The organism is Roseibium sp. R5 (assembly GCF_055755305.1).
In genome coordinates this window covers 4,235,562-4,246,620 of the sequence record NZ_CM146910.1, presented here as the reverse complement: position 1 = coordinate 4,246,620, position 11,059 = coordinate 4,235,562, and the positions used below count along the sequence as shown (strand labels likewise).

Annotated in this window: 12 protein-coding genes; 3 read left to right on the top strand and 9 right to left on the bottom strand. The window is 57.0% G+C overall.

Features of this window, described 5'->3' with window-relative positions:
• Positions 1-36: 36 nt before the first annotated feature.
• From AC0J4F_RS19750 to AC0J4F_RS19725, 6 genes are all read right to left on the bottom strand, one after another.
• The gene (locus AC0J4F_RS19750) at positions 37-990 is read right to left on the bottom strand and encodes a methyltetrahydrofolate cobalamin methyltransferase (protein WP_209173542.1); all 954 of its coding nucleotides are present in this window, start codon (positions 988-990) and stop codon (positions 37-39) included.
• On the bottom strand, positions 991-1,884 hold the full coding sequence (locus tag AC0J4F_RS19745) for a methylenetetrahydrofolate reductase (RefSeq protein WP_473024424.1): 894 nt from the start codon (positions 1,882-1,884) through the stop codon (positions 991-993).
• Complete coding sequence (locus AC0J4F_RS19740; protein ID WP_209173544.1) at positions 1,877-2,179, bottom strand: virulence factor; 303 nt, start codon at positions 2,177-2,179, stop codon at positions 1,877-1,879. Before AC0J4F_RS19740 ends, AC0J4F_RS19745 begins: the two co-directional genes overlap by 8 nt.
• Positions 2,180-2,282: 103 nt before the next feature.
• Complete coding sequence (locus AC0J4F_RS19735) at positions 2,283-2,960, bottom strand: DUF1638 domain-containing protein (protein ID WP_473024422.1); 678 nt, start codon at positions 2,958-2,960, stop codon at positions 2,283-2,285.
• A gap of 6 nt (positions 2,961-2,966) precedes the next feature.
• Positions 2,967-3,671, bottom strand: a complete 705-nt coding sequence (locus AC0J4F_RS19730; RefSeq protein ID WP_133950482.1) for a corrinoid protein — start codon at positions 3,669-3,671, stop codon at positions 2,967-2,969.
• Between the two features lie 210 nt (positions 3,672-3,881).
• Complete coding sequence (locus AC0J4F_RS19725) at positions 3,882-5,552, bottom strand: formate--tetrahydrofolate ligase (protein WP_473024420.1); 1,671 nt, start codon at positions 5,550-5,552, stop codon at positions 3,882-3,884.
• A 201-nt stretch (positions 5,553-5,753) separates the two neighbouring features.
• On the opposite strand from AC0J4F_RS19725, the gene AC0J4F_RS19720 reads away from it, so the two are divergent.
• The gene (locus AC0J4F_RS19720) at positions 5,754-6,314 is read left to right on the top strand and encodes a helix-turn-helix domain-containing protein (RefSeq protein ID WP_473024419.1); all 561 of its coding nucleotides are present in this window, start codon (positions 5,754-5,756) and stop codon (positions 6,312-6,314) included.
• A 122-nt stretch (positions 6,315-6,436) separates the two neighbouring features.
• Here AC0J4F_RS19720 and AC0J4F_RS19715 read toward each other — a convergent pair whose 3' ends face one another.
• On the bottom strand, positions 6,437-6,715 hold the full coding sequence (locus tag AC0J4F_RS19715; RefSeq protein ID WP_473024418.1) for a hypothetical protein: 279 nt from the start codon (positions 6,713-6,715) through the stop codon (positions 6,437-6,439).
• A gap of 236 nt (positions 6,716-6,951) precedes the next feature.
• Between AC0J4F_RS19715 and AC0J4F_RS19710 the strand changes: the two genes are divergently transcribed.
• Together AC0J4F_RS19710 and tdh are read left to right on the top strand one after the other, a co-directional pair.
• A complete protein-coding gene (locus tag AC0J4F_RS19710) occupies positions 6,952-8,139 on the top strand; it encodes a glycine C-acetyltransferase (RefSeq protein WP_473024417.1) in 1,188 nt (395 codons plus the stop codon).
• On the top strand, positions 8,136-9,173 hold the full coding sequence (gene tdh, locus AC0J4F_RS19705) for an L-threonine 3-dehydrogenase (RefSeq protein WP_473024416.1): 1,038 nt from the start codon (positions 8,136-8,138) through the stop codon (positions 9,171-9,173). Before AC0J4F_RS19710 ends, tdh begins: the two co-directional genes overlap by 4 nt.
• 204 nt (positions 9,174-9,377) lie before the next feature.
• Here the strand turns inward: tdh and AC0J4F_RS19700 are convergent, their stop codons facing one another.
• Together AC0J4F_RS19700 and AC0J4F_RS19695 are read right to left on the bottom strand one after the other, a co-directional pair.
• Positions 9,378-9,581, bottom strand: a complete 204-nt coding sequence (locus AC0J4F_RS19700; protein WP_040453271.1) for a YgaP family membrane protein — start codon at positions 9,579-9,581, stop codon at positions 9,378-9,380.
• Between the two features lie 126 nt (positions 9,582-9,707).
• A complete protein-coding gene (locus AC0J4F_RS19695) occupies positions 9,708-10,919 on the bottom strand; it encodes a winged helix-turn-helix domain-containing protein (protein WP_473024415.1) in 1,212 nt (403 codons plus the stop codon).
• Between the last annotated feature and the right edge of the window lie 140 nt (positions 10,920-11,059).

Here is an 11,059-nt window from a genome sequence, read left to right as displayed (position 1 = left end):
CGGGTCTTGAATTGTGCGGCCGAGCCAGTCTGGCAATCAGCCGGCCCGCCGGGCAGCGCGGCCCCCACGGCGGCGTCCGCCGGAAGCTGCCGCCTCTGTTGGTGCAGCCGTCGCCGCACCGGCCGCCGCCGGCTTGTGGTCGCGGTAGGTCATGATCCATTCCTGACAGTTCGGATCGGTGCCGTTCAGGACGTTGGCAGCGCGGACCGCTTCCATTTCCTGTGGGCGGCACGGGTTCATGATCGCGGACGTCATGCCAGCGCCGATGACCATCGGGATGAAACCTGCGTTGATGCCGTGGCGGTGCGGCAGGCCGAAGGAGATGTTCGACAGGCCGCAAGTGGTGTTCACCTTCAACTCTTCACGGAGCCGGCGCAGCAGCGCAAACACTTGCTGCCCGGCTGTGCCCATGGCACCGATCGGCATGACGAGCGGGTCGACAACGATGTCGTGCGCGGGAATGCCGAAGTCCGCCGCACGCTCAACGATTTTCTTGGCGACCTCGAAGCGCACGTCCGGGTCTTCGGAAATACCGGTTTCATCGTTGGAGATCGCAACAACCGGCACGTCATATTTCTTGATGAGCGGCAGGATCGCTTCCAGCTTTTCCTCTTCACCGGTTACGGAATTGACCAGCGGGCGGCCTTTGGTGACTTCCAGGCCTGCCTTGATTGCCTCGGTGACAGAGGAATCGATCGAGATCGGGAGATCGCTCAACTCCTGAACGATTTCGAGGGTTTTGACCAGAAGCGGCGGTTCGGTCTCGTTCGGGTTCACCGCGGTAACGCCGGCATTGACGTCGAGCATGGTGGCGCCAGCTGCGGCCTGGGCCAAAACGTCAGCTTTCACGGTCTCGAAATTACCTTCAACCATTTCAGCAGCCAGCTTCTTGCGGCCGGTCGGGTTGATGCGCTCTCCAATCACGCAAAACGGCTGGTCAAAGCCGATCACGACTTCCTTGGTGGCGGAGGCGACAATTGTTCTGGTCATTTATGCGCTCTCGTTGGCGGTCAGAGATGTTGACGAAGTTTGAAAGGACCAGCTCCCGCGGCTGGTGAGCCACTCAGCTGTTTTGGCGACACCGCCGAATGGGTAAACGTGGATTTGAGCGAGCTGGCTGTCAGGCTGGCTGGTGACGCGGGCTTCCAGCGGCTCGACCATGGTGTTCGGGTCGTAGCCTGCAAGCATGGAGACAACCGCGCCGCCGCGTTTTTTAAGAAAGTTCAGCGAGTTTTCGACACCTGCGAAGGCCGCGAACTTCAAGAGCGTGGTCATCTTGGCTGGACCTGCAACGCCGATATGAACCGGGAACTGGTTGCCCCAGCTGCGGATCTCGTCGAGCCAGACACTGACCTGATGCGGATCGAAGCCGAACTGTGTGACAATCCGGAACTCCGCATCGCTGGCTGCGGCAAGCTCATGCTTGCGCATCAAGAACGATTTGATGACGTCCGGCTTGATGTCCGGTGCCCCTTCCGGGTGACCGGCTACGGCAATCTTTTGAATGCCCAGCTTGTCGAAAAGGCCTGTTTCGAGAAGGGCGACGGATGAGGTAAGCGGGCCAGCCTTGTCGGCTTCACCGGCAATTGCGAGCACTTCCTTGACGCCGGCTTCCTGGGTCAGGCGGGTGATGCGGCGCTCGAAATCGGCAGCGCTCGCATAGCGACGCGCGGCCATATGCGGTACGGCGGTCAGGCCCTTGTCGGTCAGGGTCTTGGCTGCGGCGACGATCGTGTCTTCCGGAGCATTGCCAAGATCGGTGACATAGACCTGGCTGCCAGCCGGAATCGCTGCCAGAAGCTCTGTCTTTTCGACTACCTGTTTGGGTGACATTTCGGTCGAGGCGGGCAGGCGGCCATTTGCCAAAAGGCTGCTATCAGTCATTTTCCAGGCCTCCATTCGCCATCAGGTCCATCAGGCGGTGTTTCGGGTAATCGGCAACAAGCGCTTCAAGCGCGGTGTCAGCTTCCTGTTCAAGGTCGTCGGAAACATCGACAGGATCTGCCCGGCGCCATTCGGCCATATAGGCATCACTGTCTTTGGCGCCGACACGCATCGCGCAGGCATCGATCGTTTCCATGAAGACAGCCGGCAGCTCCCGGCGGGCGGACTTGCGGCCCTTTTTCACCAGGATCTGTGCCGGGATGTCCCGCCAGTAAACGATTGTCTTTTGCGCCATTTCACGTCGTCCTCTTTCGAGCATGATTGCCGGAAAGCTCTTAATCCAAGTCGCTTGATAGCGGCATTGCACGGTAAAAAACCGACCCGTGCAGTGCCGCATGTCAGCGCGAAGGCATCGCAGGTTCTTTCGTCAGGAACGGCGCCAGCAAGCCATAGCCGGTGCGTTCAATTTCAAGTGGAAGCTGAAGACGTTCCGCTGCCCGTCTTGCGGCCTCTTCAAGGGCCGGATCATCTGTCTGCGCCAGGTAGAGAACCCGCGTGTAGTGGGCAAAGTACATGTCGCGCAGATGAGGGTGCCAATCGAGGCCGAGCGGTTCGATCACCATTGTCTGAAAGTGCCGGGCGAGGAAGTCGGTCAGATAAAAGCTGCCAAGCTGGTTTTCCTCGAATTGGTCGAATGTCTCCAGTCCGGCAAAGAACGCATAACAATGCGCGCCTTCGATCCGGCGGGTTCCGGTTTCTTCCAGAACCTTGTCGAGAAGACCGCCAGTGCCGCAATCGCCATAAGCAACCAGGATGTCGGAATAAATATCGCGGTTCTGGAGAATGACCCGCCGGACTTCGTCGGGGATCTTTTCCGGTGTGTTGTGCAGCTGTGCCGGGAGACAAGTCACATCAATGTGATCAAGCTGATTTAGATCGCGGATTGCGATGATCTCACGCGCCAATGCTCCGCAAGCAACAACAAGGACGCGGCCGATCCTGTCGTTCGCGTCCTCTTGTGTTCCGATCGGGAAAAGAGGCTCACCCGCCTGCATGTCGGGAGCCTCCTCAAACATGTTCCGTCAGCCCCGGTTGGCCAGCTGGTTGTGCCGCCGGGCAATCAGGTCTTTTGCCATTTCAACAGCTACAGCTGCATCGCGGCAGTAGCCGTCTGCGCCAACGGCCTGTCCGAACTCTTCGTTGAGCGGTGCACCGCCTACAAGCACGATGTAGTCGTCCCGCAGGCCCTTTTCCTTCATCTCGTCGATGACGACCTTCATGTAAGGCATAGTGGTGGTCAAAAGGGCAGACATGCCGAGGATGTCCGGCTGATGCTCTTCAAGAGCCGCCAGATAGTTTTCGACCGGGTTGTTGATGCCGATGTCGATCACTTCAAAACCAGCGCCTTCCATCATCATGGAGACAAGGTTCTTGCCGATGTCGTGAATGTCGCCCTTGACGGTGCCGATAACCATCTTGCCGACTTTTGGAGCTCCCGTTTCCGCGAGCAGCGGACGCAGGATGCTCATGCCCGATTTCATTGCGTTCGCGGACAAGAGCACTTCCGGCACGAACAAGATGCCATCGCGGAAGTCGACGCCGACGATCCGCATGCCTTCAACAAGGGCCTTGGTCAGGATGTCGTAAGGTGCCCAGCCGCGTTCCAGGAGGATGTTCACCGCATCCTGGATTTCTTCCTGCAGACCATCATAAAGATCATCATGCATCTGCTCGACGAGTTCATCGTCAGACAGGGCCGACAGGTCGATGTCGTCTTCGTCAGACATTGGGCAGCTCCAAAAAGGCTATCGTGACCGGTAAACGTTGAAAAACCTTATGCCTTAAGGGGAATTGCCCGATATCATCAATGCGACACGGCTAGTCGCTTTCGCGACAGAGGGCCTCTGATGGTTCGAATTGGTGCACTGCCATGACTTGAAAAGAAAAAGGCGGATCACTCGGATCCGCCTCAAGTTTTCTGTTCTGGTCCGGACAGATCAGAACAGACCCTCGATCAAGCCTTCATCGTTCAGCTTGATATGGTTTGCTGACGGCACGCGCGGCAGACCCGGCATGGTCATGATTTCCCCGCAGATTGCGACGATGAAGCCGGCGCCGGCAGATAGGCGGACTTCGCGGATCGGCACTCCATGGCCGGTCGGCGCACCACGCAGATTCGGGTCGGTGGAGAAGGAATACTGGGTCTTGGCCATGCAGACCGGCAGGTTGCCGAAGCCGTCTGCTTCCCAGCGGCGAAGTTGATCCCGGATGGACTTGTCGGCCAGGACCTCGTCGGCGCGGTAGATGCGCTTTGCAATCGTCTCGATCTTTTCAAAGAGCGGCATGTCGTCTTCGTAGAGCGGAGCGAACTGAGCTGCACCGCTTTCTGCAAGCGCTGCGACTTTTTCGGCAAGTTCCGCTGTACCTTCTGAGCCCTTGGCCCAGTGAGAAGCCAGAACGGCATCGACACCAAGATCAGCACAGAAGTTTTTGATCTCCTGGACCTCAGCGTCCGTGTCTGCGGTGAAGTGGTTGATCGCCACGACAGCCGGGACACCGAACTGCTTGATGTTTTCAATGTGGCGGCCGAGGTTGGCGCAGCCCTTCTGGACGGCTTCGATGTTTTCCGCACCAAGGTCTTCCTTAGCAACGCCGCCGTTCATCTTCAGCGCACGCACGGTCGCGACAATCACAACCGCATCCGGCGAAAGACCAGCCTTTCGGCATTTGATGTCAAAGAATTTCTCGGCGCCAAGGTCCGCGCCGAAACCCGCTTCGGTCACGACATAGTCGGCAAGTTTCAGAGCCGTTTGGGTCGCCATGACGGAGTTACAGCCGTGGGCAATGTTGGCAAACGGGCCTCCGTGAATGAAGGCTGGATTGTTTTCCAGGGTCTGCACGAGGTTTGGCTGGATGGCCTCTTTCAGGAGAACGGTCATGGCGCCGTCGGCTTCCAATTCGCGCGCGGTGATCGCGGTGCGGTCGCGGCGGTAGGCAACGATGATGTCGCCCAGGCGCTTTTGCAGATCTTCAAGATCTGTCGCCAGGCAGAGGATCGCCATGATTTCGGAGGCAACAGTGATGTCGAAGCCGCCTTCCCGCGGGAAACCGTTGGCAACACCGCCGAGTGAACAGACGATTTCGCGCAACGCCCGGTCGTTCATGTCCAGCACCCGGCGCCAAACCACCCGGCGCTGGTCGATGCCGAGCTCATTGCCCCAGTAGATGTGGTTTTCGATAAGCGCGGCAAGAAGGTTGTGCGCTGACGTAATCGCATGGAAATCGCCGGTGAAATGGAGGTTGATGTCCTCCATCGGCACCACCTGCGCATAGCCGCCGCCTGCTGCACCACCCTTCATGCCGAAACACGGGCCGAGCGACGGCTCGCGCAGACAGATCATGGCGTTCTTTCCGATCCGGTTGAGACCATCCCCCAGGCCGACAGTCGTTGTGGTTTTGCCTTCGCCGGCCGGTGTCGGGTTGATTGCGGTGACCAGGATCAGCTTGCCGTTTTCCTTGCCGTTCAGCCCTTCGATGAAGTCTGCGGAGATCTTCGCCTTGGTGCGGCCATAAGGCAGCAGCGATTCTTCCGGAATGTTCAACCGGTCGCCGATCTCCAGGATCGGCTTCATTTTCGCTGCGCGTGCAATCTCGATATCACTGGCCATGATGTTTCCTCGACATGTTTTGTTTCCCGGAAAAAGCCGGGCGTTGTCTTTGCCGCACGCTAGAAGAGAGGGCGGTGCAACAGATGTTCTGAATGCGACCTACTAAGTTTGGGATGCGACGATGGCGTTTCCGCTTCGATAATTGCGGAATGGCACTGGTTCAGAATTGCATTTTCTAGCCAAGCGGATTTTAATTCCGCCATGACAGATTCAGATATTCTCTCCCGTTTGCCGGAGCGGTTGAAAAAGGCCCGCCGGGCGCAAGGCTTATCGCTTGAGGCGGTTGAAAAGCTCTCCGGTGTGTCGCGCTCGATGGTTAGCCAGATTGAGCGGGGCGAATCCAATCCCACGGTTGCGACGCTTCTCAATCTTACCCGGGCGCTCAACGTCGACTTTGCCGGCCTGCTTGGAGAAGAGGCTGTCGAGGATCGGGTGGAAATTGTGAAGGTGAGCCAAACCCCGGCGCTCGATCGCGCGGGAGACGGATGCAGGATCCGGATCTTGTCCGCGCCTCAGGACACGGGCCGGTTTGAAGTCTATGAGCTCATCTTTGCTGATGGCGGCAAGCTGGAGAGCAAACCTCATGAGCGTGGAACCCGGGAGCAATTGATCGCCGAAGAGGGAACGTTGAAGGTCATGTCCGGCGTTGCAACGGGGATGATTGAAAAGGGCGATACCGCGCGTTACGCCGCCGATGTGGCGCACACAATCGAAGCGGTCGAAGGACCAGCACGGGCTATTTTGATGGTGGTCCGTTTCTAGTCGTCGTAATCAAGAGTGCGAGGCTTCAGCTGCTCAGTCGGTTTTGTGTCGCTGTCCAGATTTGAGAATGTGTGGCCCCTGATCAGGGGATGGATCAGGGCGCCACGAGGTCCCGGGAGGCGTCAGGTTGTTCCCGGGACAAAAAACGAAAAGCCGGCATCCTTCGGGTTGCCGTTTGCGTCTTGAATGTTCACCTGGCAGGTGTTTTCCGCAAAGATATTCAGGCCAACAGTGAGGCCATCGCCCCACACTGTGGCCTGTGCCCCGGTGACAGCCGAAAAATTGCTAGCATAATTCACCATGTAAGAGCCGGTGCCGGTGTGGTCGCAACTGGCCACATGTTGTGACGAAGTTAGGTTTCCATCGCTGCCGACAAGAGCTGATGCAAATGAAGCTGTCATGTTTGCCTCCCGGTTGTATTCAAAGGGTATGCGGCTCAGGGCGCCGAGTGTGCAGCTTTAGAATATCAACCAAAAGTAGATTCGTAAGTCTGATATAACCCGCAGGGTTGTGTTATTGTTGGGTGACATATTGTATCCGTGAAACTGCCGTCCTCTCCGTGATAATGGAAATTCAACTTTCGCAGGACATGAAAATCCGCTATTATGGATGAAATTCCAGATTATCGGAGGTTGTCGTGTCGCAGGCGTTCTTGGAAAACATTTCCACTACCTTGAAGGAAATCGAGGCAGAAGGGCTCTACAAGCGCGAGCGGTTGATCACATCACCGCAAGGCGGCCATATCGCCGTTGGTGGGCGCGATGTCATCAATCTGTGTGCCAACAACTATCTGGGGCTGGCCGATCATCCGGCCCTGATCGAAGCCGCCAAAAATGCAATGGATCCAAAGGGGTTCGGCATGGCCTCGGTGCGGTTCATTTGCGGCACACAGGACATTCACCGCGAGCTGGAGCAGCGCCTGGCAAGGTTTTTGGCTAAAGACGATGCCATCCTGTTTGCCGCTTGTTTTGATGCAAACGGTGGACTGTTCGAGCCGCTTCTTGGCCCGGAAGACGCGATTATATCGGATGCGCTCAATCACGCTTCGATCATTGACGGCATACGGCTTTGCAAGGCCAAGCGCTATCGCTATCAGAATTCCGATATGACGGATCTGGAGGCAAAGCTCCGGGAAGCCCGCGAGGCTGGTGCCCGTCACATTATGATCGCGACCGATGGCGTCTTTTCCATGGATGGATATCTCGCCAACCTGCCTGAGATCACCGCGCTCGCCAAACAATACGAGGCGGTCGTGATGGTTGATGACTGCCACGCCACCGGGTTCATGGGACCGAAAGGCGAAGGCACGCCGGCACATTTTGGCGTGGATGTCGACATTTTGACTGGGACGCTCGGCAAGGCGCTGGGCGGCGGCATCGGCGGTTATATCGCTGGACCGCAGCCGGTCATTGACCTGTTGCGTCAGCGGGCAAGGCCTTATCTTTTCTCTAACAGTTTGCCGCCGTCCATTGTCATGAGCGGTCTTGAGGCGATCCGTCTGGTGGAAGAGGGGGATGAGCTTCGGAGAAACCTTTTTGACAACGCGCGCTATTGGCGGGCCGGGCTGGAAGCTCTGGGCTTTACGCTGTTGCCCGGCGAACACCCGATCATTCCAGTGATGCTGGGAGAGGCCAAATTGGCTCAGGCCATGGCGGCAGACCTTTTTGAGGAAGGGGTCTATGTCTCAGGCTTCTTCTTCCCGGTTGTCCCGCGCGGCCAGGCGCGCATCCGCACTCAGATGAATGCGGCGCTGACACGTTCAGATCTCGACCGGGCGCTGGACGCTTTTGCGAAAGCCGGCAAGACAACAGGAGTGTTGTCATGAGCAATCAGATGAAGGCATTGGAAAAATCCGAGCCGCGGGAAGGGCTCTGGATGACCCGCACGCCCGTTCCGGAAATCGGTCCCGACGACGTTCTTATCAAGATCAACAAGACCGGGATCTGCGGCACCGACATCCACATTTGGAACTGGGACGATTGGGCGTCCAAAATGGTGCCCGTACCAATGATCACCGGACACGAATTTGCAGGTGAGATCGTCGAAGTCGGCCGCAACGTCGACGATCTTGAAGTCGGGCAGCGCTGTTCCGGGGAGGGGCATTTGATCGGCAAACATTCCCGACAATCCCGGTCAGGCAAGTTTCATCTGGACCCAGAGACACGGGGCATCGGTGTCAACGAGCAAGGCGCATTTGCTGAATACTTGCGGCTGCCTGCGTTCAACGTAGTGCCGCTGCCCGATGAGATTGACGACGAGATCGGGGCCATTCTCGACCCGCTCGGCAATGCAGTCCACACGGCCTTGAGTTTTGATCTGGTTGGCGAAGACGTGCTGATCACCGGCGCAGGACCGATTGGCATCATGGCAGCTGCCGTCGCGCGCCATGTCGGCGCCCGCAATGTGGTGATTACGGACGTCAACCAGGCCCGCCTTGATCTTGCAACGCGCGTTGTAGATGTCGTACCCGTCAATGTCGTGCGCGAAGATCTCAAGGGCATCGAGAAGAAGCTCGGTATGAAGGAAGGTTTCGACGTTGGGCTGGAGATGTCCGGCAATCAAATCGCGCTCGATCAAATGGTTGAGAACCTTGTTATGGGCGGGCGGATCGCGCTGCTTGGCATTCCACCTGGCAAATCACCGGTCGACTGGTCGCGGATTGTGTTCAAGGCGATAACGATCAAGGGCGTCTACGGCCGAGAGATTTTCGAAACCTGGTACAAGATGATTGCGATGCTGCAGAACGGCCTCGATGTGCGCAACGTCATCACCCACCGGTTTGATGTCGATGACTTTGAAAAAGGCTTTGCGGCGATGAAATCTGGCGAGGCGGGCAAAGTGGTTTTAAGCTGGCAATGATTGGAAGCTAAACGGCGTTGGCCTGCTGATGTACACAGACCGAGGCCCATGATTGGAAATCGGCATGCCGCGGCCGGTAGACATGGATACGGGTTTTTGAAGAACAAAGACCGGATTGCCCAAGTGTGGGCTCGGGCAATCCGGTGAGGCCAGGTCTGCCCGGTGGGCTACGGGCAGCTTGGCAATCAAAATTGCACGTGGGTGTCAGGAAAAACCGGGGCGTTGCGGCAGACCGAGTTTCTTCAAGGTCATGACCACCGGACAAAAGCCGGTGAAAGAGGCCTGCATCAAATGCACACCGAGAATGCCGGTCACCCAAAGCCAATTGATGTTCACGTAAACAGCCAGCAGCACAGTCGCCAGGACGAGCGCACCAACCACCAGAAGAATTCCCCGTTCGACTGTCATGATCTTCTCCATTAATTGGATAATTCGAACATTCGAAATAATGAGATTAAAAACATCCTGGCACCAGCCAAAATTGTGCGGCAAAGCGTCATGCGGCTTTGGTCGTAGGAAGCTCAACTGAGCGCTTTAAGAAACTCGCAGCCAGTCTGGCTCAAAGCTGACAGATCCGCAGTTCGCGAACCTGGCGATCCGATCGATTTCGCTTTCCAGTTTTCCAACCCGGCCCTTACCCATCCGGGTCTTTACCTCCGGCCAAAACGCTCTGACATGCAGTCGGTCATCGGCGCGGTAGGCCTTCATATCAATCCGGCCAATTAAACGGTTTCCCTCCAGAACGGGGAAGACGTAATAGCCGTATTGCCGCTTCGGCTCGGGAACGAAGACTTCGATCCGGTAGTAAAAGCCAAACAAGCGTTCTGCGCGCTTACGGTCCCGCAAGGCCGGATCAAAAGGCGAGAGAATACGCACCCTTGAGGGCAGAGGTGGCAGTTTGTCCAGTGTTGCCAGCGTTTCCGGCAGTAGGAAGCTTCTTCGAAGGGAGCCGTCGGCGCCTTCGATCAAAGTTTCAATAATGTCACCGGTTGCCAGCTTGGCCTCGCACCACGTTTTTGCTTCTGCAGGCGTGATCAGGTCCCAAAATGCCGCGATCTCTCCGGATGTTGCAAAGCCCAGCCGGTCCAGGGCCGACCGAGCGGCCCAATCGATTGTCTCGTCCACGTCGAAATGCTGTGTCAAATGCGCTTGGGGAATGACACGTTCGGTCAGGTCGTAGATTTTCTGAAATCCGCGCCGGTGACAGACAGACAGCTCACCCGTCCGCCACAGAAACTCAAGCGCTGTTTTCGACGGATGCCAGTTCCACCAACCACCTTTGCTGCGGGCCTCATCTTCTCCCACCGTCGAAGAAGAAACAGGTCCATGGTCGGAAACCTGTTTCAGGACCTCGTTGAATTTCTCTTCAAAACCGTTTTGTCGCCAGTTGCGCCAGCGCCCGATCAGCTTTGCCCGGTCACGGTCAAAGCGCAATCGCCAATGGGGAAAAGAGGCTGTAGGTATCACCGAAGCATCATGGGTCCAGTGTTCGAAAAGCTGACGGTCTTTCTCAAGCAACCGCTTGAGATGCGTTTCCTTGTAGCCGGGAAGGCGGGAGGAAAGGATCATGTGATGAGCGCGGGAAACCGTGTTTATGCTGTCGACTTGGACAAAGCCAAGAGCGGAAATTGTTTCGCTTACACGATCGGTGGTCGTGCGGCCCGAAAGAACCGCAAGACTATGGCGATCCAGAAAAAGCTGGCGTGCGGTTGTATTGTCAATAATCGGGGTGGCTGCACTCATCATGACATTATCTAACATTCCAAACATCGGTAATAAAACCCGATTTCAGCTCAGGGGGCTCAGAGGGGCTTACCAGCCCTTGGCAATTTTACTTGACCTACCGTAAGCTATGTGGGCACTGTTCGTGTTATAGGTGTGGCTGG